Source organism: Blautia sp. HA8986 (assembly GCF_056504635.1).
Map to the genome: position 1 here is coordinate 1724916 of NZ_JBWLUQ010000001.1, position 23949 is coordinate 1748864.

The following is a 23949-nucleotide window of genomic DNA, read 5'->3' on the forward strand; positions in this document are numbered from 1 at the left end:
TTAGACAGTCCTGTTTACAAATCAAGGCTGCGACACTTTCGCACCGCAACCTTCATTTTCAATTAGTTCAGGAAGCCTTTGTAATTACGTACAAGCAGCTGGGATTCCATCTGCTTAACGGTCTCCAGGATAACACCTACGATGATGATGATAGATGTACCGCCGAAGGAAACATTCGCACCGAACACACCGTTGAAGAAGAACGGGATAACGGCCACGATAACAAGACCTACTGCACCTATAAATATAATATAATTCAGGATTTTAGTCAAATAATCTGAAGTCGGTTTTCCCGGACGGATGCCTGGGATAAAACCGCCCTGCTTTTTGATATTATCGGCTACTTCCAACGGATTGAAAGTAATGGATGTGTAGAAATATGCGAAGAATACGCAAAGTACCACATACACGATCAGTCCCCAGCTGTACTGGATCTGACTTGGATTACACCAGTTATTAGAGGAAAGTCCTCTTAAGATCTCACTTCCGATACCTGTTCCGTTACCTTTGCCAGCGAACTGTGCAATGATTGACGGGAATGACATGATAGAGGAAGCAAAAATAACCGGGATAACACCGGCAGTATTTACTTTTAGCGGGATGTTTGTGGACTGACCGCCCATCATCTTACGTCCAACCATCTTCTTGGAATACTGAACCGGAATTCTTCTCTCTGCTCCGTTGAGGATAAGTACGAGCACTACAACAACCAGGATGATCACAGCAATGATGCAGGCTGCAAGCATTCCTTTTGCAATTGTTTTGCCCTTGACGAAGTTCTCATAAAGAAGGGATATATCACTCGGGATCCTGGAGACGATATTAATAGTCAGGACGATGGAAATACCATTTCCAACACCCTTCTCTGTAATACGCTCACCCAGCCACATAAGCATTGCAGAACCCGCTGTTAAACTTGCAACAACTACAACTCCTTTAAGGAAGTTCATGTCCGGGATCATGCCCTGACGTCCGAATCCGATTGCCATGGCAACAGATTCAAACAGAGCAAGACCTACAGTAACATAACGTGTGATTGCTGTAAGCTTTTTTCTTCCTTCTTCTCCGTCACGCTGCATCTCTTCCAGTGCCGGAATGGCAATGGTAAGAAGCTGAATGATAATGGAAGAAGTAATGTAAGGTGTGATGTTCAATGCAAAAATTGACATCTGAGTAAAGGAACCGCCGGTGAACGCATCAAAGAAATTGAATGCGTCACCGGTATTAGATTCAAACCACTGCTTAAAGAAGTCACTGTCGACTCCCGGTACAGGAAGCTGGGATCCGATTCTGATCACGAATATCATCCAGATCAGATAGAGAAGTTTTCTTCTCATTTCCTTTACTTTGAAAACACTCTTAAGAGTCTCAAACATTAGATCACCTCTACTGTACCACCAGCAGCTTCAATTTTATTTTTTGCAGTCTCGCTGACAGCGTTTACTTTAACATTAAGTTTTTTTGTAAGCTCGCCGTTTCCAAGAATCTTAACACCATCACCGATCTTGGAAATTGCACCGCTTGCAAGTAAGCTGTCAACTGTAACCTCTGCTCCATCCTCAAAACGATTGAGAACGTCTACATTGATTGCGATAATCTCTTTGGAGTTTCTGTTAGTGAAACCTCTCTTAGGAAGACGTCTGTATAAAGGCATCTGACCTCCCTCGAATCCCGGTTTCTTGTGTCCGGAACGAGCAAGCTGTCCTTTATGTCCTTTACCAGCTGTTTTGCCGTTTCCTGAACCATGTCCACGGCCTCTTCTGAAGTTATCGCTATGCTTGGAACCCTCTGCGGGTCTTAAGTTTGATAATTCCATTCTGGCACCTCCTTAATCTTCTACTTTTACCAGGTGCTGCACCTGCTGAATCATTCCTCTTGTTGCAGCGTTGTCTGGCATCTCAACTGTTTTATGCATCTTTGTAAGACCCATAGCTTTTACAGTTTTTTTGTGCTTCGGTACTGCACCGATTGGAGATTTTACCAGTGTAACCTTGATTGTATCTGCCATTTCCATGTCCTCCTTAACCCAGAATCTCATCTACAGATTTTCCGCGGAGCTTTGCAACCTCATCCGGAGTCTTTAACTGGCTCAAGCCTGCGATTGTTGCCAGAACTACGTTCTGTTTATTTCTGGAACCCATACATTTTGTACGGATGTTCTTAATACCAGCAAGCTCGATTACGGCACGTGCCGGGCCGCCGGCGATAACTCCAGTACCTTCCGGAGCTCTCTTCAGAAGCATCTCAGCACTTCCGAATTTTCCGATGAAGTCGTGTGTAATGGAATTGTTCTCGTCTCTTGCAACAGTAACAAGTTTCTTCATAGCGTCCTCTTTACCTTTGCGGATCGCCTCCGGAATTTCTGCTGCTTTTCCTAAACCTGCACCAACGTGTCCATTGCCGTCACCTACAACAACTAAAGCTGTGAAACGGAAGTTACGACCACCTTTAACAACCTTGGTAACACGCTTGATTGATACTACTTTATCTTCTAACTCTAACTGACTAGCATCAATAAGATTACGTTTCATGTGTTCTTTTCCTCCTCTTAGAATTTCAGTCCAGCTTCTCTTGCTGCATCTGCCAGTGCTTTAACTTTTCCGTGGTAGATATATCCACCTCTGTCGAAAACAACGCTCTCGATACCAGCCTCAACAGCTTTTTTACCGATTACTGCTCCGACTTTTGCTGCAGCCTGTACATCGTCAGTATTCTCAAGCTCTGCTTTTACGTCCTTCTGGAGAGTAGAAGCGGATACTAAAGTTTTACCAACTGTGTCATCAATAATCTGTGCATAGATATGCTTGTTGGAACGAAATACTGCCAGACGAGGAGTAGTTGCAGTTCCGTTTAAATGATGACGTAATCTTCTATGCTTCTTTTCGCGAATTTCGCTTCTGGATGCTTTGTTAATCATATTCTCACTCTCCTTAATTATTTCTTACCGGTCTTACCGACTTTACGTCTGATAACTTCGTCAACGTACTTGATTCCCTTGCCCTTGTATGGCTCAGGTCTTCTCTTGTCTCTGATCTCAGCTGCATACTGGCCAACTTTTTCTTTGCTGATACCAGATACGATGATCTTGTTTCCATCAACTGTGGACTCAAGACCTTCTGGATCTTCCATTTCTACCGGGTGAGAATATCCAAGGCTAAGTACGAGCTTCTTGCCCTGCTTAGCTGCTTTGTAACCAACACCGTTAACCTCAAGCTCTTTTTTATAGCCTTCGCTTACACCAACAACCATGTTGTGGATAAGGCTTCTTGTTAATCCGTGAAGGGATTTGATTCTCTTTAAGTCGTTCGGTCTTGTTACTACTACATGACCGTCTTCAACTTTAATTTCTAACTCTGTCGGGAGTGCTCTCTCAAGTGTTCCCTTAGGTCCTTTTACTGTTACAACGTTTCCATCAGCGACTGTAACCTCAACGCCAGCTGGAATTGCAACCGGAAGTCTTCCGATTCGTGACATAAATTTGTCCTCCTTACTTAGATTGTCGGAGAGGGACCCTGCCCTCTCTGTTTTCAGTTTAAAAGCTATATTCTGATTCATTCGGAACATTCCTCAACTAAATTCGTCCGGCGTGCTTAAACACTTGGACTCATTAAGTTGCTTTCGGTCTACCAAACGAATGCAAGAACCTCGCCACCAACCTGAAGCTTACGAGCCTCTTTGTCAGTGATAACACCTTTGTTTGTGGAAAGGATTGCGATACCAAGTCCGCCAAGAACCTTCGGAAGCTCATCCTTGCCTGCGTATACACGAAGACCTGGTTTGGAGATTCTCTTAAGTCCTGTGATGATCTTCTGGTTTTTGTCCTCACCGTATTTCAGTGTGATGTGAAGAGTTTTAACAACTCCATCCTCAACCAGATCATATTTTGCGATGTATCCCTCATCTACAAGGATGTTTGCGATAGCAATTTTCATCTTGGATGCCGGTACGTCTACAGTGTCATGTTTTGCAGTGTTTGCGTTACGGATTCTTGTAAGCATATCTGCGATCGGATCGCTCATTGTCATGTAAGTTTCCTCCTCTTTCTTCAGACTTTACATGTCGTGTGAATTATTTATTTATATATTAATCAAAAAGTTGCTTTCAGCCTACCAAGAAGCTTTTTTAACACCCGGAATCTGACCTTTGTATGCCAGCTCACGGAAGCAGATTCTGCAAATTCCGTATTTTCTCAGGTATGCATGTGGACGGCCACAGATTCTGCAGCGAGTATACTCTCTTGTGGAGAATTTAGCTTTGCGCTGCTGTTTAATTTTCATTGCTGTCTTAGCCATGAATCTTTTCCTCCTATTTAGCAAATGGCATGTTGAATAATGTCAGTAATTCGCGTGCCTCTTCATCTGTTTTAGCAGTTGTAACGAAGATAACGTCCATTCCTCTTACTTTATCAACCTTATCGTACTCAACCTCCGGGAAGATGAGCTGCTCTTTAATACCAAGAGCATAGTTTCCTCTGCCATCGAATGCGTTCGGGTTAACACCACGGAAGTCACGTACACGTGGAAGAGCAAGGTTGATAAGACGATCAGCGAACTCATACATCTTCTCGCCTCTTAAAGTAACTTTACATCCGATCGGCATACCCTCTCTGATTTTGAAGTTAGCGACAGATTTTTTAGCTTTTGTAGCGATTGCTTTCTGTCCTGTAACAAGTTCCATATCTGCGATTGCAGCGTCAAGAAGTTTAGCGTTCTCTTTTGCCTCGCCAACACCCATGTTAACAACGATTTTCTCGAGTTTTGGCACTTCCATTACGTTTTTGTATCCGAATTTCTTGGTCATGGCATCCATGATCTCGTTCTTGTAAAGATCTTTTAATCTACTCACCTTTATATGCCTCCTCTCTTAATTAATCGATTGTCTTTCCTGTTGCTTTAGCAACACGAACTTTTTTGTCTCCATCCATCTTGAATCCGACTCTTGTAGCTTTTCCGTCTACAACGAGCATTACATTGGAGATGTGAAGCGGAGCTTCTTTTGTCACGATTCCACCGTTCTGATTAGCTGCGGACGGTTTAGCGTGCTTTGTAACCATGTTTACGTTCTCAACAACTACTGTGTTGTCTTTTACGTTAACTGCAAGAACTTTTCCGTCCTTACCTTTATCTTTTCCAGCGATAACCTTTACAGTATCACCTTTTTTAATTTTCATAGCTGACATTCGGCACCCTCCTATAATACTTCCGGAGCTAAGGAAACGATCTTCATGAATTTCTTCTCACGAAGCTCTCTGGCAACTGGTCCAAAGATACGTGTTCCTCTCGGAGTTAAGTCATCCTTGATAATTACGGCAGCATTTTCATCGAAACGGATATAAGATCCGTCTTTACGACGAGCGCCTTTTTTAGTTCTAACAACTACAGCTTTAACAACGTCACCTTTTTTAACAACGCCGCCTGGTGTTGCATCTTTAACCGTAGCAACGATTGTATCACCGATATTTGCATATCTTCTTGTAGAGCCGCCCATAACACGAATACAAAGGATTTCTTTTGCACCAGTGTTGTCGGCAACTTTCAGTCTTGTTTCCTGCTGAATCATACTGGTTCCTCCTTATTTAGCTTTCTCTACGATCTCAACCAGTCTCCATCTCTTGTCCTTGGACAGCGGTCTGGTCTCCATTACCTTAACGGTATCTCCGATGTTGCACTCATTGTTCTCGTCATGAGCTTTTAATTTATATGTTCTCTTCACGATTTTTTTGTAAAGAGGATGTTTTACATGGTCTTCAATTGCAACTACGATGGTCTTATCCATTTTGTCGCTGATAACCTTACCCACGCGGGTTTTTCTCAGATTTCTTTCCACGATCTATGTCCTCCTGTCCTATTTGGAAGCGTTTGCCTGCTCAGTGATTACTGTCTGGATTCTGGCAATATTTTTACGAACCTCTTTGATTCGTCCTGTATTGTCTAACTGGTTTGTTGCATTCTGAAATCTCAGATTGAAAAGCTCTTTTTTAGCAGCTACTAATTCATCATTCAGTTCTGCAACTGACTTTGCTTTTAAATCTTCAACGAACTTATTAATTTTCACTGTTATCACCGCCTTCTAAGTCTGCACGAGAAACTATTTTACATTTACATGGTAACTTGTGCATTGCAAGACGTAATGCTTCACGGGCAACCTCTTCGGACACGCCTGCAATCTCAAACATAACACGACCTGGTTTAACTACTGCTACCCAGTACTCAAGAGCACCTTTTCCGGAACCCATTCGAGTCTCAGCTGGTTTAGCTGTTACCGGTTTATCCGGGAAGATCTTAATCCAAACTTTACCGCCACGTTTGATGTAACGGGTCATAGCAACACGGGCTGCCTCGATCTGGTTGGATCTGATCCAGCACGGCTCAGTAGCAACAAGTCCGAAATCACCATAGTTGATGGCATTGCCTCTAAGGGCTTTTCCTCTCATGGAGCCACGGAATTGTTTACGACGTTTTACTCTTTTTGGCATTAACATTATTTATCGCTCCCTTCCTTAGTTCCTTTTGTCGGAAGAATCTCACCATTGTAGATCCATGCCTTAACACCAACTTTACCGTATGTGGTGTCTGCTTCCGCAAAGCCATAATCGATATCTGCACGAAGTGTCTGAAGCGGGATTGTTCCCTCGCTGTAGAACTCTGTACGAGCCATATCAGCTCCGCCGAGACGTCCGGATACGGAAGTCTTGATTCCCTTAGCGCCAGCCTTCATTGTTCTCTGCATTGTGGACTTCATAGCACGTCTGAAAGAAATACGGTTCTCAAGCTGAAGAGCAATGTTCTCAGCAACCAGCTGTGCATCTTTGTCCGGTCTCTTTACTTCTTTGATATCAACGATAAGCTTCTTGTCTGTGTATTTCTGAAGCTCAGCTTTAACTTTCTCGATCTCTGCGCCGCCTTTACCGATTACGATACCAGGTTTTGCTGTGTAGATGATGATCTTAACTCTGTCAGATGCTCTCTCGATCTCGATCTTGGAAACACCTGCGCTGTATAATTTCTTTTTAAGGAATGTTCTGATGTTGTAGTCTTCTACCAGGTAGTCAGCAAATTTGTCTTCTGCATACCATCTGGAATCCCAATCCTTGATAACTCCGACTCTAAGGCCATGCGGATTAACTTTCTGTCCCATGCTTTTCCTCCTTACCTTTCATCAAGCACAACTGTGATATGGCTTGTTCTCTTCTCGATTCTGTAAGCTCTACCCTGTGCTCTCGGCTGAATTCTCTTCATTGTAGGTCCCTTATCTGCATAGCATGCTGCAACATAAAGGTTGTCTGCGTTCATTCCGTTGTTGTTCTCAGCGTTTGCTACTGCTGACTCGAGCAGTTTCTTAATCACGCTGGAAGCGTATCTCGGATTGTATGTCAGGATACCAAGTGCTGTCTGTACATCTTTACCACGGATTGCATCTAATACGTAGCAGGCTTTCTGAACAGAAATTCTTGCATAAGATAACTTTGCAGACGGCCTTGTCTCTCTATTATTCTCATTTCTGGCTCTCTTTATCTGGCTTCTATGTCCTTTTGCCATCTTAAAGTGCCTCCTTTCCTAAATTCGATATCTGAGTTATCTGCCAGCTGTCGAAAATGACAGCGGGCAGTTAAAAATCTGATGACTAGCGTACTCCGGACTTCTTCTCGTCTTTTCCGTGTCCTCTGTAAGTTCTTGTTGCAACGAACTCACCAAGTTTGTGTCCTACCATATCCTCTGTGATATATACCGGCACATGTTTTCTTCCGTCATGAACAGCAATTGTGTGTCCTACGAAAGACGGGAAGATTGTGGAACGGCGAGACCAAGTTTTGATTACGGATTTATCATTTGCAGCGTTGAGTGCATCTACTTTTTTAAGTAAGCTCTGGTCTGCAAAAGGTCCTTTTTTCAGTGAACGAGACATGCTTTCTCCTCCTTATTATTTCGATAATGCTTTTCCATCGCGTCTTCTTACGATGTACTTGTTGGACTGTTTGTTTTTCTTTCTGGTCTTCAGGCCGAGAGCAGGTTTGCCCCACGGTGTGCAAGGACCTGGGCGTCCGATACCGGTCTTACCTTCACCACCACCATGTGGATGGTCATTCGGGTTCATTACGGAACCACGAACTGTAGGTCTGATACCCATGTTACGTTTACGTCCGGCTTTACCGATGTTAATAAGGTTGTGATCTCCGTTTCCGATTACACCAACAGTTGCACGGCATACGATCGGAACCATTCTCATCTCACCTGAAGGAAGACGAAGTGTTGCATACTTTCCTTCTTTAGCCATGAGCTGTGCGCCGTTTCCTGCAGAACGAACCATCTGTCCGCCTTTTCCAGGATGAAGCTCAATGTTGTGAACCATAGTACCAACCGGGATAAGCTCCAGTGGGAGGCAGTTTCCAACACGAACCTCAGCTTCCGGACCATTGTAAACCTTCTGGCCTACTTTAAGTCCCTCTGGAGCGAGGATGTAAGCTTTCTCGCCATCTGCATAGCAGATAAGAGCGATGTTAGCTGTTCTGTTCGGATCGTACTCGATTGTTTTAACTGTTGCAGGGATTCCATCTTTTCTTCTCTTGAAGTCGATGATTCTGTATTTTCTTCTGCTTCCGCCACCCTGATGTCTTACAGTGATTTTACCCTGATTGTTACGTCCGGCATTCTTCTTAAGGGAAGTAACGAGGGATTTCTCTGGTTTTGCAGCTGTAATCTCAGAGAAGTCGGAACCAGTCATATGTCTTCTTGACGGTGTATATGGGTTATAGCTTTTGATTCCCATGATGTTTCTCCTTTCAATCTTTATCATCACGCTTTTGACTGCGTATATTCGGACTTAATTGTTAATTAAAGTCCCTCGAAGATCTCGATATCTTTGCTCTCTTCTGTAAGAGCTACGATAGCTTTCTTAGTTTTAGCAGTTTTTCCAACTACCATTCCACGGCGTTTTTTCTTGCCATCCATGTTGATGGTATTAACGCTTTTAACTTTTGTTCCCTCGAACATCTTCTCAACAGCCTCTTTAATCTGAGTCTTGTTAGCTTCCGGATGTACAAGGAATGTATATTTCTTCTCACCCATGTCTGCCATGGATTTCTCTGTGATAACCGGACGGATGATTACGTCATAGTACTGAATACTTGCCATTATGCGTATACCTCCTCGATAGATGCAACGGCATCCTTTGTAACAACTACGGTGTTGTGTTTCATAACATCGTATGTGTTGATTGTAGCCGGTGTTGCAGTTTCCACGTCAGCGATGTTTCTTGCAGAAAGAATTACGTTCTGATCGTTGTCAGCTGTGATTACAAGAGCTTTCTCTGCTTTCAGGTTTGTAAGAACCTTCTGCATCTCTTTTGTCTTAACCTCAGCAAGTGCAAGGCTGTCAACAACAACAAGTTTATTATCCTGAACCTTGGATGTCAGAGCGGATTTAAGAGCTGCTCTTCTTTCCTTCTTGTTCATTTTTACTTCATAATCTCTCGGAACCGGAGCGAATACAACACCGCCGCCTGTCCACTGTGGTGCACGGATGGAACCCTGTCTTGCATGACCTGTTCCTTTCTGTCTCCACGGTTTTCTTCCGCCGCCTCTTACCTCAGAACGAGTTTTCGCTTTCTGAGTTCCCTGACGGTTATTTGCAAGCTGACGAACAACTGCAAGATGAACGAGATGCTCATTGATCTCAACGCCGAATACTGCGTCATTCAGCTCCATTGTGCCAACTTCATTGCCTTCCATATTATAAACAGTTACATTAGCCATTCTGATGCTCCTCCTTTCCTATTATAAGGACTTTACTGTCTCTTTGATTGTAACCAAAGATTTCTTAGGTCCTGGAACAGCACCTTTAACTAACAGTAAGTTATTCTCTGTATCTACACGTACGATCTCAAGATTCTGAACAGTTACCTGAACATGTCCCATGTGACCTGGCATATGTTTTCCTTTGAAAACCTTGCTCGGATCGGAGCAAGCGCCGTTGGAACCTGCATGACGATGATATTTAGAACCGTGAGCCATAGGTCCTCTGGACTGACCATGTCTCTTGATGGCGCCCTGGAAGCCTTTACCTTTGGAAACTGCAGTAGCATCGATATGATCTCCTGCTGCAAAGATATCAGCCTTGATTTCCTGTCCAACCTCATACTCGCCGGCATTGTCAAATCTGAATTCTTTTACAAATCTCTTTACAGCTACACCAGCTTTGTCAAAGTGGCCTTTCTCCGGTTTGTTGACCAGTTTCTCTCTGATCTCGCCGAAGCCAACCTGAACTGATGCGTATCCATCGTTCTCCTCAGTTTTAACCTGAGTTACAACGCAAGGACCTGCCTGTAAAACAGTTACCGGAATTAACATTCCATCTTCATTGAAGATCTGAGTCATTCCGACTTTAGTAGCTAAAATAGCTTTCTGCATTTCTTTCTTCCTCCTTATAGCGGATTACCATTCGGTAATCATATAGTTAATGTCAAATGACATTATTAACGATTTTTCATTTTGATATCGATGTGAACACCAGCCGGCATTTCCAGTCTGGAAAGTGCATCTACTGTTTTCTGAGTTGGTGTCAGGATATCGATAAGTCTCTTATGAGTTCTCTGCTCAAACTGCTCTCTGGAATCTTTGTATTTATGAACAGCTCTTAAGATTGTAACAACCTCTTTCTTAGTAGGAAGCGGAACCGGCCCACTTACCATTGCACCGTTCTTCTTTACTGTCTCGATGATCTTTGCTGCAGATGCATCAACGAGCTGATGATCATATGCCTTTAATGTGATTCTCATTACCTGATTTGCCATAAAAAAAGTCTCCTCCTATTCGTACTTATATAGCAGTACGACAAGCGGCGACTGTACACATCTCCGTGTGTGTCATGGTATATTTACACACACGCCCATCCCATGATGGTTATTGAACTTTGTACAGTGACTTGTCGTCAGTTTCCTAACTTGACATTCGCTCCACGGAAAACCTGCCAGCGTGGCAGCAACCTCGCGCTTCATAGCTATCAATGTCACAGCAAGGATTAGTATATACGATGTTCTTTAAGAATGCAAGTGTTTTTTTTATTTTTTTTAATTTTTTTGAAAATAAAAAAACGGCTCATTTCTGAACCGTTTTCTTCTTATATAATAGGTAGTTATTTATTCATCCAGCTCTTCATGTTCACCGCTGATAATATCTGAGTAATCAAATAATGTAACATTGGTGATATCATCCTTCACAATATCAGGAGCATCTCCTGCTTTCTTAACACGGCTGGCGAGCTGTGCCGCTGTAAGGGACGGCATTGCAAGATTTCCGATAGCAACCGGCTCTTGCTCTTCATCAGGTATAAAAGTTTCCGGCTGTATCTTCTTCGATCTCGCTGCTTTTTTCTCTGCAACTGTACGCTCTGTTCTCTCAAGATGTGCAACTACATCATTATCCTCAGATGTTGCTGCTGCAATCTCTTTCTTCAGTTCTGCATGTGCTTCGCTGGCTGCTGTCTGTGCTGTCTGCTTCATCGCAGAAACTCTTCTGCCGGATACAGGCTCTGTAACATCATCCTCATCAATCTCGTCCACAAAACCGCCTGTGCGGACCTTGCGCTTATCTGTTTTTTTCTTCTTTTTCTTACGCGCCTTCTCTTCCTGAAGAATCTCTCTGTCCTCTTCCTTCATTCTTCTGGCACGTGCTTTCTCCTCACGTTTGAGTTCCTTCTTGGACTTCACATATCCAGGCTCCGGATCATCCATATCATCCTGAAAATCTTCCGGATCCTTCTTCCAGAGTTCTGCGATCACATAGAGAATAATCAGAAAAAGAACCACAAGACCAAGAATGATAAGTCCCTCAATACTTTCTGTTGCCACAAGAAGATAGCCGATAAAACCGATCGTAACAACAACTTTCGGAACGTAATCTCCCACTTTGATCGTGAGTGTCTTTCCGCCGGAAACGGACTGGTCTGCAACAGTTCCAGTTCCTTTGGCAGCATCAAGATTGGTGATCGTATATTTATATGTCTTAGAATCATTCTGTACCAGGATCGGTGTTCCCACACTTACCTCAGAAGACTTCTCCGGGATCGCATATGTAACAGAGCCTACAGGCAGGTTCGTTGCATCTCCTGATTTATCTACGATCACGGTCCTTACTCCGAAAAATGGCGGCAGAACAAGTCCCAGCACACAGATCAGAGTACATATTACAACAAGATGTACAATAAATTTTAATACTTTCGACATAGGTAATCTTCCTCTTTCTTACTTAGTAGAAATCCACTTGAAGCGTAAAGGGATACAGCGGGAATCGGTCTTCCTTTCCGTCTGTATCCCTTTATGTTCCACGTCTGGAAGAAATTCTCTTCACAGACTGCTCTGTCCAGATTGACTACTGATTGCTTAAATACTGCTCAATGCTCTCCATTGCTGCATTCTCATCATCACCATTGGCAGAAAGTGTGATCTCTTCTCCAGCGTCAAGACCAAGCGTCATCATTCCCATAATGCTCTTGGCATTAACTCTTTTCTTGCCAATCTCAACATATATTTCACTGTTAAACTGGCTCGCAACCTGTACAAGCTGCGCTACTGGTCTTGCCTCCAGTCCAGTGGATAAGTTGATAGTGATTGGTTTTTTAATCATAATAGCTCCTCCTTGTTCTCCCGCAGCTCATCTGCGATCTCACTCAGCTTACGAAGCCGGTGATTCACACCTGATTTGCCCACCTGCGGATTCAACATCATACCTAATTCTTTCAGTGTGGCATCCGGATACTTAAGCCTCAGCCTGGCAATCTGAGCCAGTCCATCACTTAAACTTTCAAAGCCGACGGTCCTGCTGATCAGCTGTATATCTTCTACCTGCCTCACTGCCGCATTTACCGTTTTATTGATATTCGCAGCCTCACAGTTCACCTTGCGGTTTACTGAATTACGCATCTCTTTCAGTATCCGGATATTCTCAAGATCCATCAGAGCTACGTTCGCTTCCATGACTGCCAGCATGTCAACGATCTGCGCGCCTTCCTTCACATAGACCACATATGATTTCTTGCGCACCACAATCTTAGCTTCCACGTGAAAGCTGCGGATAATCCCCTTTAATTGTTCTGCCTTCCTGCTGTCAGGGCATACGATTTCAAAGTGATATCCCTTCTCAGGATCACTGATCGAACCCGACGACAGAAAAGTGCCGCGAATAAATGCACGCTTGCAGCAATTCATCTGAACCACAAGCGAATTATCCATTTCAAGTAACCCGGTTTCATTATCCACGGAAAGCTTCGTCCCCTGCAGCACCTGTTCTGCTCTTACAGGATCAGCCACCTCTACCAGATACACCTTACCCCGTTTCAGCTGGGACCCTTCCCGGATAACAATCGCTGTCTCTATATTAAAGGTTTTTCGCAATAATGTAAAGCTTTTTCTTGCAACTGCTTCATTTTCTGTCTGAATCCACAGTTTTCTGCTTCCATCGGTCAGATTTTCCACATGGCCGCATCCGCAGAGCAGAGCGGCCATCTCCGCAACCTGACAGTGCCTTGCAGTACTTATCTGTCCTGCAAGCTCCTCTTTGACTTTTCCCGAAAATGACATCCCGAACCCTCTTTTTATTATTTTTTCAGAAGCCTGTCCTTCTCTGCATCCCTGTGTTCCAGGCGTATTCCATAATCCTCGGACTTGGACAGCCTGGAAAAAAGTTCTCTGGCAATGGTAACAGAGCGGTGCTTGCCACCTGTACATCCGATGCCGATCACAAGGCTTGTTTTTCCCTCTTTAATATAATTTGGAATCAGAAAACGAATCATATCTTCCAGCTTGCCAGCAAAAGTCTTCGCTGTGTCACTCTCCATCACATAATTAAATACTGCATCATCAAGTCCCGTAAGAGGACGGAGTTCATCCACATAATAGGGATTCGGCAGAAAACGCACATCAAACACAAGGTCAGCATCTGCCGGGATCCCGTACTTGAAGCCAAAGGAAAGAACAGAGATCATGATATTACTGAACTCTCTGTCATCTACAAATATCCTCTCGATCTCCTGGCGAAGCTCCCTTGTAAGAAGATGGCTGGTATCAATAATATAATCTGCACGTCTGCGCAGGAATTTTGTTTTCTCTCTTTCCAGACGGATTCCTTCATCGATTCTTCCTGTTCTTGCAAGAGGATGACTTCTTCTGGATTCCTTGTAACGCTTCACAAGCACAGAATCTTCTGCATCCATAAAAAGGATCTCATACTCATATCCGGTATTCTTCATCCGGTCCAGAACAACTTCCAGTTCATCCAGTGCGCTTCCGCTTCTTGCATCAATCCCAAGCGCAACGTTTCTCACATTCTCTCCCTGCATCTCAGGAAGAAGAGAAGCAAATTTTTCCAGAAGCTGGATTGGAAGATTATCCACGCAGAAATAATTCATATCCTCCAACATCTTAAGCGCAGCTGTTTTTCCGGCCCCCGAAACTCCTGTCACAATTACAAAACGCATACTTTCTCTTCCTTTCCCTGATTCCCGGTTTATCTTAATTCATTCAAACTCACCCAGGAACTTCACTTCCGGTTCCAGGGTAACTCCATATTTCTTATATACGATATCACGAACATTCTCCATCAGCGTACGGACATCCTTCGCTGTGGCTCCACCTGCATTGATCACAAAACCGCAGTGTTTCTCAGAAACCCGGGCTCCTCCAACCTGATATCCCCGGAGACCACTGTCCATTACAAGCTTTCCTGCAAAATATCCTTCCGGTCTCTTAAAGGTACTTCCTGCACTTGGAAATTCCAACGGCTGCTTGGTGGTTCTCTGGATCGTCAGCTCTTTCATCCGCTCCCTGATTGCTTCCTGATTGCCTTCTTCCAGACGAATCTTCGCTTCCAACACAATGTAGCCGGCTTTCTTGATGATGCTGGTACGATATCCAAGTTCCAGCTTCTCTGCAGGAATCGTAAAAATATTTCCATCTGCATCCATCACTGTGACTTCCACAAGAACATCTTTCATCTCACCGCCGTAAGCACCTGCATTCATAACAGCCGCACCGCCCACAGTTCCCGGAATGCCGCCTGCAAACTCAAAGCCCGTAAGAGAAGCATTCTTAGCAACTGCTGCCACCGAAGAAAGCAGTGCACCAGCCTGTGCTGTGATGATAGTTCCTTCTGTGGTCACTGCTGACATATTTCTGTAAATCTGGATCACGACACCACGATAACCGCCGTCTCCCACCAGAAGATTACTTCCGTTTCCAAGAATAAAATACGGTATATCTGTCTGTTTACAGATCTTTATGATCTCACCAGCTTCCTCCCCAGACTCCGGCACCAGAAAATAATCGGCCGGTCCCCCGATTTTGAAAGTTGTATGCTGCTTCATAGGTTCATCAGTAAAAACACGATCTTCGCCAAGAAGATCGCAAAATATTTTTTTAATTTCCTGATTCAAAATTCCCGTTCCTCTGTCTTTCTGTTTTATTTCTATTTATATGTCATAAGGATAAAAGTATCCTTCCCCGTCTCCTTTTATATCAGCTTCTGCCAGTGGTTCCTGTTGTCAAAATATCTCGCACCACTTCTCCCGCTAGAAAACATCCTGCAGCACCAAACACAAAAGAAATATTTCCTTCCTGTGGCTGAACTGCCCCATTACGGCCACGCCTGAAAAGCTTCTCCCTTGCCGGACGCTCCTTGGAATAAAGAACTTTCAGTTTACGGATCCCCCGTTTACGAAGCTCCGCCTTCATAATCCTGGCAGCCGGACATACAGCTGTTCTTGAGATATCTGTGATTTCCAGTCTGGACGGATCAAGCTTACTTCCCATATTCAGGCATGAGATCACCGGCACACGGGCTTCCTTCGCTCTGCTGATCAGAAGCAGTTTGGAAGAAAGTGTCCCCATAGCATCCACTACATAATCAAAAGACCGCAGGTCAAACATCCCCGCTGTCTCCTCTTTATAAAATGTCTCATAGGTATGCACCAGGATTCCCTCATCAATATCATGGATCCTCTTCTTCGCAACCTCAACCTTACTCATCCCGACTGTGGAATGTACTGCAAGGATCTGACTGCTTATATCAGGCAGCGTAATCTTCTCATGATCTACCAGAGTCAGACTGCCCACGCCGCATCTTGCAAGCGCATCGACTGCGCAGGAACCAGCTCCGCCAAGGCCGAATACTGCGATCTTCGCCCTGCTGAGTTTTTTTACGCCTGTATTTCCCACAAGCAATTCCATACGAGAAAAAGCATCCTGCATATCCGTCCTCCTCTGCTATTCCATGTATTTCCACTGCAAAAACATTTAACTTCCAATGTTTCCACATTTCTCTTCATTCGTCTGCTGCTTGTCGTGTAAACAGCAACTTTATTATACTATCTGCGGCTGAAAATGTACAGATATTCTTATTTTTTAAGATCTGCGCATAAAATTTTTATATTTTCCAATACTAACTTTACTGTCAAAGGAGGGTTCTTATCATGCCTGAACTGATTTTTCTGTGCTTTGTAGGATTCTGCGCCGGTATCATTGTAGCTGGAGGTGTTTCCGGGCTTCTGATCGGCCTTTCTATCGTCCCACGCTATGCTGGGGTCACACATACAGCTGACTATATTTTTCTGTACGAAGACATGTCCCTTCTGGGAACTGTGGCCGGCACTGTAGTTTTTCTCTTTCATATCCCGCTTCCCCTTGGCACATGGTTTCTTGCACTGTGCGGCGTTTTCTTCGGCATTTTCCTTGGCGGCTGGATTCTCGCACTTGCAGAGATTGCAAAAGTTTTCCCTGTATTTGTCCGAAGGATAAAGCTTTCCCCTGGAATGTCACTCGTGATCCTTTCAATTGCTGCCGGAAAAACCTTAGGTTCTCTTCTTTATTATGCACAGGGCTGGATGTAATGTACAAAACCGGATGCCAAAATTATCAAACAGATATTCGCATCCAATTATTCACATTTTTGCGAAAGGAGCATTTTCATGCGCAATATCGATGAAAAAAAATACGAAAAATATGTCAAACAGATTACCCCAACGCATAGTCTCCCTTTAAATATGTTGAAAGCTTTTTTTACAGGAGGACTGATTTGCCTGCTTGGACAATTTATCACAGATACCGCCCACTCTCTTGGCGCGGACCTGTCTGACGCCAGAACCTGGTGTTCTGTCCTTCTGATCCTGCTCAGTGTGATTCTCACCGGATTCGGTATCTATCCGAAAATCGGCAAATTCGGCGGTGCAGGAAGTCTTGTTCCAATTACAGGCTTCGCCAATTCCGTAGCAGCTTCTGCTATTGAATTCCGGGCAGAAGGACAGGTATTCGGTATTGGCTGCAAGATTTTTACCATTGCAGGTCCTGTGATTCTCTACGGCATTATGAGTGCCTGGGCTCTTGGCGTGATCTACTACATCCTGAAAATTCTGGAGGTGATCTCATGATAAAAAATCTTCATAATGGTGCTGCAAGCATTGGTTTCGACTCCCCTCTTTATTTTGAAAGCTGTGCTTCTATTGTGAGCCAGAAAGAAGGAGACGGACCTTTGGGAAATCTTTTTGACATGATCTGCAAAGATCCTATGTTTGGCTGTGATACCTGGGAATCGGCAGAAAGCACCCTTCAAAAAGAGGTCGCCACGCTTGCCATGAACCGCTGCAGTCTTACTCCTGAAGACGTGCAGCTGATGTTCGCAGGAGACCTGCTTGCCCAGACTGCAGCTACCAGCTTCGGCTCTGCCGGAATCGGAATTCCCTTTTACGGACTGTACGGAGCCTGCTCTACCATGGGCGAATCTCTCTCCCTTGGTTCCCTGGCTCTCACTGCCGGTTTCGGAAGCCGTGTTCTATGCACAACCTCCAGTCATTTTGCCAGCGCGGAAAAAGAGTTCCGCTTTCCACTTGGATATGGAAACCAGCGGCCTTTTTCTGCAACCTGGACTGTCACCGGAAGCGGAGCCTGTATCTTAAACACTGCTCCTCCCGGGGAAAACTCTCCTCTCCGCTCTTCCGGCGGCTGTGCTGCCATCACAGGTCTCACTGCCGGCAGAGTCATGGACTACGGTCTGAAAGATTCCATGAATATGGGTGGATGTATGGCTCCTGCCGCCTGCGATACCATTACCCGGAATTTTGCAGACTTCGGACGCACTCCCTCTGATTATGATGCAGTCTTTACAGGCGACCTTGGTGTTATCGGAAAAAAAATCCTTCTGGATCTTCTGGGCGAGCAGAATATCGATCTCTCTCCTATACATCAGGATTGCGGAATCCTGATCTATGACAACGAGACACAGGATACCCACGCAGGAGGAAGCGGCTGCGGCTGTTCTGCCACAGTTCTTGCCGCCTATATTCTTCCCAAAGTTGTATCCGGCGAATGGAAACGAATTCTTTTTGTACCAACAGGAGCACTTCTTTCCAAGGTAAGTTTCAACGAAGGTGACAGCATCCCCGGCATTGCCCACGCTGTTGTCATTGAACATGTGGAGGTATGATCATGAATTATTTCAACGCATTCTGGGTAGGCGGACTGATCTGCGCCCTGGTCCAGATTCTTCTGGACAAAACCAAGCTGATGCCCGGCCGCGTCATGGTGCTTCTTGTCTGCGCCGGTGCCTTTCTCAGTGCAGTCGGTTTTTATAAGCCTCTTGTGGATTTTGCGGGAGCAGGAGCTTCTGTACCCCTGATCGGATTCGGCCATGTATTATGGGAAGGCATGAAAAAAGCCATTGAAGAAGATGGGCTTCTCGGCCTTTTTACCGGAGGTTTTACCGCCTGCGCAGCCGGTGTATCCTCGGCTCTCATCTTTTCCTATCTGGCCAGCTTCCTCTTCCGTCCTAAGATGAAAAAATAAAAAGGAGATGTCTTTTCATGAGTGATACCTTATATCTGCAGCTCGATCAGAACATTGAGGTCACAAATCCTCATGTATATCTCCAGGACATTGCCGCCCTTTCCATGGCTGATGCAAAAAAGCTCAACCGCCTCCGCGTCATGCAGGTAATGGTCCTGGATCCCATGAAACCTGGCCGATATGTAATGTCCGTCTCGGATCTTCTGAAAATGATCCTGAAAGTGGAACCTTCCATTAATATTTCTCCCATCGGAGAAACGGATTTTATCATCACCTACCGGATCAGCTCTTCCACAGGCACGATATTTCGCTATGTTAAAATTTTCTTCGTATGCCTGGTTTCTTTTTTTGGGGCAGCCTTCTCTATTATGACTTTCAATAATGACGTTGACCTCGGAGGTCTTTTTGACCAGCTCTACACCCTTGTTATGGGAAAAAGCTCCAACGGATTTACGGTTCTGGAGATTTCCTATTCTGTCGGGATCGGACTTGGAGTTCTGATCTTTTTCAACCACTTCGGTCATGCGAAGCTTTCCGATGATCCTACTCCCATGCAGGTGCAGATGCGTACCTACGAGGATGATGTGAACCAGACACTGATCGAACAGTCAGAACGGACGCAGAACCCTGCTAAAGAAATATAGGCAAAATCCTGTACCAGCTCTGGACAGAACATCCGCAGATCATGTAAGAAAGAGGTCTGCCTGCCGTATTCTTTATCTGCTGCAGATCACCTTGAGCGACCTTTGCATGATGTAAAAAAGCTCCCTGCAGATTCCTCTGCAAAGAGCTTTTTTTATATAATATGGGTTTACTGTTTTTCTGATTACAGAAGTCCTCCGATGGATAAAAACAGAGGAGCGAATACCAGAGATACAATAGTCATAAGCTTGATCAGGATGTTGATGGACGGACCTGAAGTATCTTTGAACGGGTCGCCGACTGTATCGCCGACAACGGCTGCTTTGTGCGCCTCGCTGCCTTTTCCGCCATGATGTCCTGTCTCAATATATTTCTTGGCATTATCCCATGCACCACCTGCGTTGGACATGAAGATTGCCATCAGTACACCTGTTACAAGAGCACCTGAAAGAAGTCCTCCAAGAGCCTCAACACCAAGAACAACTCCAACAATAACCGGAACAACAACTGCCATGATTCCAGGAAGCATCATCTCATGAAGAGCTGCTGTTGTTGAAATCGCAACGCATGATTTGTAATCCGGTTTCTCTGTACCCTTCATGATACCTGGTTTCTCACGGAACTGACGTCTTACTTCCTCGATCATCTTGTAAGCAGCCTTGGAAACAGATTCCATAGTGAAAGCTGAGAAAAGGAATGTAAGCATACCACCGATAAAGATACCGATCGTAACACGAGGAGCAAGGATATTGATTGCATCCAGATTTACTGCATTTGCATAAGATACAAACAGAGCAAGTGCTGTAAGTGCTGCGGAACCAATTGCAAAGCCTTTACCCATAGCTGCTGTTGTGTTACCTACAGAGTCAAGCTTATCTGTGATCTCACGAACAGATTCATCCAAACCTGACATCTCTGCAATACCACCGGCATTGTCAGCGATTGGACCATATGCGTCAACTGCAACTGTGATTCCTGTTGTGGAAAGCATACCAACTGCTGCAAGAGCGATTCCGTATAATCCATCCACACCGTATGCTACAAAAATACCAACACAGATCAGCAGGATCGGGAATGCTGTAGATTTCATACCTACTGCAATACCGCTGATGATAGTTGTAGCTGCACCTGTCTCAGACTGCTCGCCGATTCCCTGAACCGGTTTGTAATCTGCAGATGTATAGTACTCAGTAATGTTTCCGATGATGACACCAACAACAAGACCTGCGATAACAGCGATGGCTGCTTTCATGTCTCCGAAGAGAGTCTTGCTGAGGATCAGGGACACGATGATAACAAGTGCTGCAGATACATAGCTTCCTCTTGTGAGGGCTTTCTGCGGATTGGAATTATCATCACCCTTTACAAAGAATGTTGCAATGATGGATGCGATCAGTCCACAGCCTGCAATAGCCAGCGGATAGAGAACACCGGAAACTGCTCCGGCTACCGCACCAAGTGTAAGAGCAGATACCAGAGATCCTACATAAGACTCGAAAAGGTCTGCGCCCATACCGGCAACATCACCTACGTTATCACCTACGTTATCAGCGATAACAGCAGGGTTACGAGGGTCATCCTCCGGGATTCCTGCCTCAACCTTACCTACAAGGTCAGCTCCTACGTCAGCTGCCTTTGTATAGATTCCGCCACCAACACGTGCGAACAGTGCGATGGAAGAAGCACCAAGGCTGAATCCGGAAAGTACGTCAACGTTCTTTGTGATGATATACACAACGCTGACACCAAGTGCACCAAGGCCTGCAACACACATACCCATAACAGCACCGCCGGAGAATGCAATGGAAAGAGCCTTGTTCATTCCTCCCTCTTTTGCTGCATTTGCTGTTCTTACATTAGCCTTTGTTGCAACGGTCATACCGCAGTATCCTGCGATTGTTGAAAACAGAGCACCTACTACGAAGCAGATTGCTGTTACCCAGCTTCCAACTCCGATTCCGATCAGTACAAAAAGTACGGCCACGAAAATAACCAGGATCTTGTACTCTGCTGTTAAGAAGGCGCGGGCACCTTCTGCGATCGCACCTGCGATCTCCTTCATTCTGTCTGTTCCTGCATCCTGCTTGCTGACCTTCGCTGCAAGGTATGCTGCGAACAGAAGTGCCAGTACTGCTGCCACCGGCACCAAATACATGTAGTTTTCCACTCTTTTTACCTCCGTTCATGTATTGTTAATACTTTATCACATTATTTTGCATATTTCAAATAGAATTTTCACTTAGTTTTTTGTTAATATTGTGATATAATAAAATTTTATATAAATGAAATAAAATTTTTTTATATTATTGCTCGCATTTTTTCAGTTTCAGACAGCTTATATAATAGGAAGTTTTTTTATATCTCTATTTGGACAAAATTTCCATTTTTCTTTCCAGAAGATTTTTTTCCAATAATTGTTTTTCTGCATTTTCGAATCCAATTCGTTCTATAGTCTCGGCAAAACGTTCTCCCTTTAATCCCTGGTCCTTAAAAAGCAGGATTGCCTTCTCAATAACATCCAGTGCCTCTTCCTCTGACGTAAAGATCCGGTTCAGGGCCTTTCCGTGAGAAATTTTCTTTCCCCAGCGTCCACCAATATAGATCTTGAATCCGTAGGTACCGTCCGGGATGGAATGGAACGGACATTTTCCCACACATCTTCCGCAGTGTCTGCAAAGCTCCTCATCAATGTGCAGTTTCCCGTCAACGACTTTCGCCACTTTGTTTGGACATGCAGCTTCAATGGCACATTTTTTACAGCCCTTGCAGGCCTCGCTGTCAAAGTGCGGGATCCTCTGTCCGATGATCCCCACATCGTTCAGATTTGGTTTCACACAGTTATTCGGGCATCCGCCTACTGCGATCTTAAATTTATGCGGCAGTGCAACCTGACGGTAGCCTTTATAGAATCTCTGGAAAATCTCTTCTGAAATTGCATAGGAATCCAGAAGTCCATACTGACAGGTGGTTCCCTTGCAGGATACTACCGGTCGGACCTTTGCTCCTGTTCCTCCTGTCTCCAGACCTTCCTTCGCAATAAATTCCTGAAACTCTTCGATCTTTTCATAGGGGATTCCCTGGATCTCCACGGAGAGCCTGGTCGTGTAGGTAAGATTTCCGTTGCCGAATTTCTCTGCTGCTTCCGCCATACATCTGTGCTGTGCCGCTGTCACCTTTCCGTTTACAGTGATCACCCGTGCAGAAAATTCATCGGTTCCCCGGTTATTTAAAAACCCCTGCCCCTTCAGTCTTTTCTCTTCCTCTTTGCTTACAGTTAATGCTGACATATTTCCTCCTCCTGGTCTCACCGGCATTCCGATACTTTCCCACGGTATCGTTGCCCTGTATTTTGCAATGTTGAAATCGTTTTCACGTACTTCCTACTATACCACTTGAAGATGTATTTGAGAAATGATATTATTTTATAAAAATGATAGGTTTTACCTATATACCAATTTACAATAAAAGGAGATTCCATATGACCATCCGCCATCTCACTGTTTTTGCGGCCGTTGCGGAACAGGGCTCCATGAGTGCTGCTGCCAAACATCTTTATCTTTCCCAGCCAACAGTCAGTCAGGCCATCCGTGAGCTGGAAGCTCATTATAACGGCCTTCTCTTTGAACGTCTTGGAAAAAAGCTTTATCTCACAGAACGGGGAAAGATTCTTCTTCCCCATGCCCGTGAAATGATCCGCCAGTTTCAGCAGCTGGAAGAGCTGATGCAGAACCAGGGACAGTCTTCCACCCTGAAGCTTGGCTCCACCCTCACTGTGGGAACCTGCCTGACCCCATCCATTATCCTGGATCTGCAGAAAAAAATCCCGGACCTTGACGTTTACTCCTTTGTCACCAACACGCAAAATATCGAACAGAAGCTTCTGCGTTCTGAGCTGGACGCTGCTGTGGTAGAAGGTGAGATCCATTCCCCGGACCTTGTCGTTCTTCCCATCATCGACGACTGTCTGGTCCTTGCCGCCGGAAAAAAGCACCCGTTTTACCGCAGAGGACGCATCCATGTCCAGGAGCTGAACAACCAGAAATTTGCAGTCCGGGAATATGGAAGCGGTACCAGACAGCTTTTTGAGGACTATACACTTCGCCATGATCTGAAGATCCTGACTGCCTGGGAAGCCCACAGTCCACAGGCACTGCTCAACGCGGTACTGTATAACCAGATGCTCTCTGTTATGTCCATCCGTCTTATGCATCATGAGATCCGTCACCGTTCAGTCCGGGTCTTTTGCAACGAAGCAGGGGAATGGAACCGGAAATTCAAGCTGGTCTATCACAAGAATAAGTTTCTTACCCCTGCTATCTTTGAGCTGGAAAAGATCCTTCACACCTATCAGCAGCTGGAACTGCCCTCTGTCATGGGTGTTCTGGAGCAGGAATAGGCAGCTTTACAGGATTCCTCTCAGATCCGTTAAAAAACGGCCGCACATATCGCTCTTACGATATGTACAGCCGTTTTTCGTTTTTTATC

36 protein-coding genes are annotated in these 23949 nt (G+C 44.8%); 6 read left to right on the plus strand and 30 right to left on the minus strand.

Features of this window, described 5'->3' with window-relative positions; translation table 11 throughout:
• Nucleotides 1–62 precede the first annotated feature (62 nt).
• From secY to AC04Q4_RS08200, 28 genes are all read right to left on the minus strand, one after another.
• Entirely contained in the window at nucleotides 63–1376 is a 1314-nt protein-coding gene (secY, locus tag AC04Q4_RS08065; protein ID WP_173738829.1) for a preprotein translocase subunit SecY, read from the minus strand.
• Nucleotides 1376–1816: a 50S ribosomal protein L15 gene (rplO, locus tag AC04Q4_RS08070; RefSeq protein ID WP_173738830.1), complete on the minus strand. Its 441-nt coding sequence runs from the start codon at nucleotides 1814–1816 to the stop codon at nucleotides 1376–1378. Before rplO ends, secY begins: the two co-directional genes overlap by 1 nt.
• 12 nt (nucleotides 1817–1828) lie before the next feature.
• On the minus strand, nucleotides 1829–2008 hold the full coding sequence (gene rpmD, locus AC04Q4_RS08075; protein WP_015526932.1) for a 50S ribosomal protein L30: 180 nt from the start codon (nucleotides 2006–2008) through the stop codon (nucleotides 1829–1831).
• 13 nt (nucleotides 2009–2021) lie between these two features.
• On the minus strand, nucleotides 2022–2531 hold the full coding sequence (rpsE, locus tag AC04Q4_RS08080; RefSeq protein ID WP_173738831.1) for a 30S ribosomal protein S5: 510 nt from the start codon (nucleotides 2529–2531) through the stop codon (nucleotides 2022–2024).
• 17 nt (nucleotides 2532–2548) lie between these two features.
• On the minus strand, nucleotides 2549–2917 hold the full coding sequence (gene rplR / locus AC04Q4_RS08085; protein WP_118513010.1) for a 50S ribosomal protein L18: 369 nt from the start codon (nucleotides 2915–2917) through the stop codon (nucleotides 2549–2551).
• 17 nt (nucleotides 2918–2934) lie between these two features.
• The gene (gene rplF / locus AC04Q4_RS08090) at nucleotides 2935–3474 is read right to left on the minus strand and encodes a 50S ribosomal protein L6 (RefSeq protein ID WP_118062096.1); all 540 of its coding nucleotides are present in this window, start codon (nucleotides 3472–3474) and stop codon (nucleotides 2935–2937) included.
• A gap of 149 nt (nucleotides 3475–3623) precedes the next feature.
• Nucleotides 3624–4025, minus strand: a complete 402-nt coding sequence (gene rpsH / locus AC04Q4_RS08095) for a 30S ribosomal protein S8 (RefSeq protein ID WP_015526928.1) — start codon at nucleotides 4023–4025, stop codon at nucleotides 3624–3626.
• 81 nt (nucleotides 4026–4106) lie between these two features.
• Complete coding sequence (locus tag AC04Q4_RS08100; protein WP_015526927.1) at nucleotides 4107–4292, minus strand: type Z 30S ribosomal protein S14; 186 nt, start codon at nucleotides 4290–4292, stop codon at nucleotides 4107–4109.
• 13 nt (nucleotides 4293–4305) lie between these two features.
• On the minus strand, nucleotides 4306–4845 hold the full coding sequence (gene rplE, locus AC04Q4_RS08105) for a 50S ribosomal protein L5 (protein ID WP_021650765.1): 540 nt from the start codon (nucleotides 4843–4845) through the stop codon (nucleotides 4306–4308).
• Nucleotides 4846–4867: 22 nt separating this feature from the next.
• Nucleotides 4868–5179 carry a 50S ribosomal protein L24 gene (gene rplX / locus AC04Q4_RS08110; protein ID WP_021650764.1) on the minus strand — a complete coding sequence of 104 codons (312 nt, stop codon included), beginning with the start codon at nucleotides 5177–5179 and terminating at the stop codon, nucleotides 4868–4870.
• 11 nt (nucleotides 5180–5190) lie between these two features.
• Nucleotides 5191–5559: a 50S ribosomal protein L14 gene (gene rplN / locus AC04Q4_RS08115; RefSeq protein WP_019162495.1), complete on the minus strand. Its 369-nt coding sequence runs from the start codon at nucleotides 5557–5559 to the stop codon at nucleotides 5191–5193.
• 12 nt (nucleotides 5560–5571) lie between these two features.
• Nucleotides 5572–5826 carry a 30S ribosomal protein S17 gene (gene rpsQ, locus AC04Q4_RS08120; RefSeq protein WP_021650763.1) on the minus strand — a complete coding sequence of 85 codons (255 nt, stop codon included), beginning with the start codon at nucleotides 5824–5826 and terminating at the stop codon, nucleotides 5572–5574.
• An 18-nt stretch (nucleotides 5827–5844) separates the two neighbouring features.
• Nucleotides 5845–6054 (minus strand): 50S ribosomal protein L29, encoded by a 210-nt coding sequence (gene rpmC / locus AC04Q4_RS08125; protein ID WP_119240268.1) that lies wholly within the window; start codon nucleotides 6052–6054, stop codon nucleotides 5845–5847.
• A complete protein-coding gene (rplP, locus tag AC04Q4_RS08130) occupies nucleotides 6044–6481 on the minus strand; it encodes a 50S ribosomal protein L16 (RefSeq protein WP_118062095.1) in 438 nt (145 codons plus the stop codon). Before rplP ends, rpmC begins: the two co-directional genes overlap by 11 nt.
• Nucleotides 6481–7137: a 30S ribosomal protein S3 gene (gene rpsC / locus AC04Q4_RS08135; protein ID WP_015526923.1), complete on the minus strand. Its 657-nt coding sequence runs from the start codon at nucleotides 7135–7137 to the stop codon at nucleotides 6481–6483. Before rpsC ends, rplP begins: the two co-directional genes overlap by 1 nt.
• Before the next feature lie 11 nt (nucleotides 7138–7148).
• Nucleotides 7149–7538 carry a 50S ribosomal protein L22 gene (gene rplV, locus AC04Q4_RS08140; RefSeq protein WP_015526922.1) on the minus strand — a complete coding sequence of 130 codons (390 nt, stop codon included), beginning with the start codon at nucleotides 7536–7538 and terminating at the stop codon, nucleotides 7149–7151.
• Nucleotides 7539–7623: 85 nt separating this feature from the next.
• Nucleotides 7624–7905 carry a 30S ribosomal protein S19 gene (rpsS, locus tag AC04Q4_RS08145; protein WP_015526921.1) on the minus strand — a complete coding sequence of 94 codons (282 nt, stop codon included), beginning with the start codon at nucleotides 7903–7905 and terminating at the stop codon, nucleotides 7624–7626.
• A 15-nt stretch (nucleotides 7906–7920) separates the two neighbouring features.
• Nucleotides 7921–8766, minus strand: a complete 846-nt coding sequence (gene rplB / locus AC04Q4_RS08150) for a 50S ribosomal protein L2 (RefSeq protein ID WP_015526920.1) — start codon at nucleotides 8764–8766, stop codon at nucleotides 7921–7923.
• 65 nt (nucleotides 8767–8831) lie between these two features.
• On the minus strand, nucleotides 8832–9131 hold the full coding sequence (gene rplW, locus AC04Q4_RS08155; RefSeq protein ID WP_119240269.1) for a 50S ribosomal protein L23: 300 nt from the start codon (nucleotides 9129–9131) through the stop codon (nucleotides 8832–8834).
• Nucleotides 9131–9751, minus strand: a complete 621-nt coding sequence (rplD, locus tag AC04Q4_RS08160; RefSeq protein ID WP_021976669.1) for a 50S ribosomal protein L4 — start codon at nucleotides 9749–9751, stop codon at nucleotides 9131–9133. Before rplD ends, rplW begins: the two co-directional genes overlap by 1 nt.
• Nucleotides 9752–9772: 21 nt before the next feature.
• Entirely contained in the window at nucleotides 9773–10405 is a 633-nt protein-coding gene (gene rplC / locus AC04Q4_RS08165) for a 50S ribosomal protein L3 (protein WP_092069546.1), read from the minus strand.
• 65 nt (nucleotides 10406–10470) lie between these two features.
• On the minus strand, nucleotides 10471–10788 hold the full coding sequence (gene rpsJ / locus AC04Q4_RS08170; protein WP_015526916.1) for a 30S ribosomal protein S10: 318 nt from the start codon (nucleotides 10786–10788) through the stop codon (nucleotides 10471–10473).
• 345 nt (nucleotides 10789–11133) lie between these two features.
• Nucleotides 11134–12219, minus strand: coding sequence for a hypothetical protein (locus AC04Q4_RS08175; RefSeq protein WP_173738832.1), 1086 nt, complete (start codon nucleotides 12217–12219; stop codon nucleotides 11134–11136).
• 145 nt (nucleotides 12220–12364) lie between these two features.
• Nucleotides 12365–12619: an HPr family phosphocarrier protein gene (locus tag AC04Q4_RS08180; RefSeq protein WP_015526913.1), complete on the minus strand. Its 255-nt coding sequence runs from the start codon at nucleotides 12617–12619 to the stop codon at nucleotides 12365–12367.
• On the minus strand, nucleotides 12616–13572 hold the full coding sequence (gene whiA / locus AC04Q4_RS08185) for a DNA-binding protein WhiA (RefSeq protein WP_173738833.1): 957 nt from the start codon (nucleotides 13570–13572) through the stop codon (nucleotides 12616–12618). The genes AC04Q4_RS08180 and whiA overlap by 4 nt, the downstream gene beginning before the upstream one ends.
• 17 nt (nucleotides 13573–13589) lie before the next feature.
• Nucleotides 13590–14468, minus strand: coding sequence for an RNase adapter RapZ (gene rapZ, locus AC04Q4_RS08190; protein ID WP_173738834.1), 879 nt, complete (start codon nucleotides 14466–14468; stop codon nucleotides 13590–13592).
• A 39-nt stretch (nucleotides 14469–14507) separates the two neighbouring features.
• Nucleotides 14508–15422, minus strand: coding sequence for a UDP-N-acetylmuramate dehydrogenase (gene murB, locus AC04Q4_RS08195; protein WP_173738835.1), 915 nt, complete (start codon nucleotides 15420–15422; stop codon nucleotides 14508–14510).
• An 82-nt stretch (nucleotides 15423–15504) separates the two neighbouring features.
• Nucleotides 15505–16236, minus strand: a complete 732-nt coding sequence (locus tag AC04Q4_RS08200) for a ThiF family adenylyltransferase (protein WP_178774283.1) — start codon at nucleotides 16234–16236, stop codon at nucleotides 15505–15507.
• 221 nt (nucleotides 16237–16457) lie between these two features.
• Here AC04Q4_RS08200 and AC04Q4_RS08205 point away from each other — a divergent pair, with 221 nt between their 5' ends.
• The 5 genes from AC04Q4_RS08205 to AC04Q4_RS08225 all read left to right on the plus strand — a co-directional run bounded on the left by AC04Q4_RS08205 (nucleotide 16458) and on the right by AC04Q4_RS08225 (nucleotide 19466).
• A complete protein-coding gene (locus AC04Q4_RS08205; protein WP_173738837.1) occupies nucleotides 16458–16874 on the plus strand; it encodes a stage V sporulation protein AB in 417 nt (138 codons plus the stop codon).
• A gap of 78 nt (nucleotides 16875–16952) precedes the next feature.
• Entirely contained in the window at nucleotides 16953–17411 is a 459-nt protein-coding gene (locus tag AC04Q4_RS08210; protein WP_173738838.1) for a SpoVA/SpoVAEb family sporulation membrane protein, read from the plus strand.
• Nucleotides 17408–18463, plus strand: a complete 1056-nt coding sequence (locus AC04Q4_RS08215) for a stage V sporulation protein AD (RefSeq protein WP_173738839.1) — start codon at nucleotides 17408–17410, stop codon at nucleotides 18461–18463. The genes AC04Q4_RS08210 and AC04Q4_RS08215 overlap by 4 nt, the downstream gene beginning before the upstream one ends.
• 2 nt (nucleotides 18464–18465) lie before the next feature.
• Nucleotides 18466–18822 (plus strand): SpoVA/SpoVAEb family sporulation membrane protein, encoded by a 357-nt coding sequence (locus tag AC04Q4_RS08220; protein ID WP_173738840.1) that lies wholly within the window; start codon nucleotides 18466–18468, stop codon nucleotides 18820–18822.
• A 17-nt stretch (nucleotides 18823–18839) separates the two neighbouring features.
• Nucleotides 18840–19466, plus strand: a complete 627-nt coding sequence (locus tag AC04Q4_RS08225) for a stage V sporulation protein AA (protein WP_173738841.1) — start codon at nucleotides 18840–18842, stop codon at nucleotides 19464–19466.
• 182 nt (nucleotides 19467–19648) lie between these two features.
• On the opposite strand, the gene AC04Q4_RS08230 is transcribed toward AC04Q4_RS08225, so the two are convergent.
• Together AC04Q4_RS08230 and AC04Q4_RS08235 are read right to left on the minus strand one after the other, a co-directional pair.
• Entirely contained in the window at nucleotides 19649–21631 is a 1983-nt protein-coding gene (locus AC04Q4_RS08230; protein ID WP_044961021.1) for a sodium-translocating pyrophosphatase, read from the minus strand.
• A gap of 196 nt (nucleotides 21632–21827) precedes the next feature.
• Nucleotides 21828–22751, minus strand: a complete 924-nt coding sequence (locus tag AC04Q4_RS08235; protein WP_118169340.1) for a 4Fe-4S binding protein — start codon at nucleotides 22749–22751, stop codon at nucleotides 21828–21830.
• A gap of 191 nt (nucleotides 22752–22942) precedes the next feature.
• On the opposite strand from AC04Q4_RS08235, the gene AC04Q4_RS08240 reads away from it, so the two are divergent.
• The gene (locus AC04Q4_RS08240) at nucleotides 22943–23860 is read left to right on the plus strand and encodes a LysR substrate-binding domain-containing protein (protein WP_476388830.1); all 918 of its coding nucleotides are present in this window, start codon (nucleotides 22943–22945) and stop codon (nucleotides 23858–23860) included.
• Nucleotides 23861–23949: the final 89 nt, after the last annotated feature.

Bases quoted from the DNA above. Each gene is read 5' to 3' on its own strand.
- AC04Q4_RS08225 (WP_173738841.1), top strand. From the start codon at position 18,840: ATGAGTGATACCTTATATCTGCAGCTCGATCAGAACATTGAGGTCACA.
- rapZ (WP_173738834.1), bottom strand. From the start codon at position 14,468: ATGCGTTTTGTAATTGTGACAGGAGTTTCGGGGGCCGGAAAAACAGCT.
- AC04Q4_RS08205 (WP_173738837.1), top strand. From the start codon at position 16,458: ATGCCTGAACTGATTTTTCTGTGCTTTGTAGGATTCTGCGCCGGTATC.
- AC04Q4_RS08240 (WP_476388830.1), top strand. From the start codon at position 22,943: ATGACCATCCGCCATCTCACTGTTTTTGCGGCCGTTGCGGAACAGGGC.
- rplB (WP_015526920.1), bottom strand. From the start codon at position 8,766: ATGGGAATCAAAAGCTATAACCCATATACACCGTCAAGAAGACATATG.
- AC04Q4_RS08200 (WP_178774283.1), bottom strand. From the start codon at position 16,236: ATGCAGGATGCTTTTTCTCGTATGGAATTGCTTGTGGGAAATACAGGC.
- AC04Q4_RS08220 (WP_173738840.1), top strand. From the start codon at position 18,466: ATGAATTATTTCAACGCATTCTGGGTAGGCGGACTGATCTGCGCCCTG.
- AC04Q4_RS08175 (WP_173738832.1), bottom strand. From the start codon at position 12,219: ATGTCGAAAGTATTAAAATTTATTGTACATCTTGTTGTAATATGTACT.
- AC04Q4_RS08100 (WP_015526927.1), bottom strand. From the start codon at position 4,292: ATGGCTAAGACAGCAATGAAAATTAAACAGCAGCGCAAAGCTAAATTC.
- rplC (WP_092069546.1), bottom strand. From the start codon at position 10,405: ATGCAGAAAGCTATTTTAGCTACTAAAGTCGGAATGACTCAGATCTTC.
- AC04Q4_RS08235 (WP_118169340.1), bottom strand. From the start codon at position 22,751: ATGTCAGCATTAACTGTAAGCAAAGAGGAAGAGAAAAGACTGAAGGGG.
- rplW (WP_119240269.1), bottom strand. From the start codon at position 9,131: ATGGCAAGTATTCAGTACTATGACGTAATCATCCGTCCGGTTATCACA.
- rpsH (WP_015526928.1), bottom strand. From the start codon at position 4,025: ATGACAATGAGCGATCCGATCGCAGATATGCTTACAAGAATCCGTAAC.
- whiA (WP_173738833.1), bottom strand. From the start codon at position 13,572: ATGTCATTTTCGGGAAAAGTCAAAGAGGAGCTTGCAGGACAGATAAGT.
- rpsE (WP_173738831.1), bottom strand. From the start codon at position 2,531: ATGAAACGTAATCTTATTGATGCTAGTCAGTTAGAGTTAGAAGATAAA.
- rplN (WP_019162495.1), bottom strand. From the start codon at position 5,559: ATGATTCAGCAGGAAACAAGACTGAAAGTTGCCGACAACACTGGTGCA.
- rplD (WP_021976669.1), bottom strand. From the start codon at position 9,751: ATGGCTAATGTAACTGTTTATAATATGGAAGGCAATGAAGTTGGCACA.
- rplF (WP_118062096.1), bottom strand. From the start codon at position 3,474: ATGTCACGAATCGGAAGACTTCCGGTTGCAATTCCAGCTGGCGTTGAG.
- secY (WP_173738829.1), bottom strand. From the start codon at position 1,376: ATGTTTGAGACTCTTAAGAGTGTTTTCAAAGTAAAGGAAATGAGAAGA.
- rplP (WP_118062095.1), bottom strand. From the start codon at position 6,481: ATGTTAATGCCAAAAAGAGTAAAACGTCGTAAACAATTCCGTGGCTCC.
- rpmD (WP_015526932.1), bottom strand. From the start codon at position 2,008: ATGGCAGATACAATCAAGGTTACACTGGTAAAATCTCCAATCGGTGCA.
- rpsC (WP_015526923.1), bottom strand. From the start codon at position 7,137: ATGGGACAGAAAGTTAATCCGCATGGCCTTAGAGTCGGAGTTATCAAG.
- rplV (WP_015526922.1), bottom strand. From the start codon at position 7,538: ATGGCAAAAGGACATAGAAGCCAGATAAAGAGAGCCAGAAATGAGAAT.
- rpsJ (WP_015526916.1), bottom strand. From the start codon at position 10,788: ATGGCAAATCAGGTAATGAGAATCACATTAAAGGCATATGATCATCAG.
- rplR (WP_118513010.1), bottom strand. From the start codon at position 2,917: ATGATTAACAAAGCATCCAGAAGCGAAATTCGCGAAAAGAAGCATAGA.
- AC04Q4_RS08215 (WP_173738839.1), top strand. From the start codon at position 17,408: ATGATAAAAAATCTTCATAATGGTGCTGCAAGCATTGGTTTCGACTCC.
- rplO (WP_173738830.1), bottom strand. From the start codon at position 1,816: ATGGAATTATCAAACTTAAGACCCGCAGAGGGTTCCAAGCATAGCGAT.
- rpsS (WP_015526921.1), bottom strand. From the start codon at position 7,905: ATGTCTCGTTCACTGAAAAAAGGACCTTTTGCAGACCAGAGCTTACTT.
- rplX (WP_021650764.1), bottom strand. From the start codon at position 5,179: ATGTCAGCTATGAAAATTAAAAAAGGTGATACTGTAAAGGTTATCGCT.
- AC04Q4_RS08210 (WP_173738838.1), top strand. From the start codon at position 16,953: ATGCGCAATATCGATGAAAAAAAATACGAAAAATATGTCAAACAGATT.
- AC04Q4_RS08180 (WP_015526913.1), bottom strand. From the start codon at position 12,619: ATGATTAAAAAACCAATCACTATCAACTTATCCACTGGACTGGAGGCA.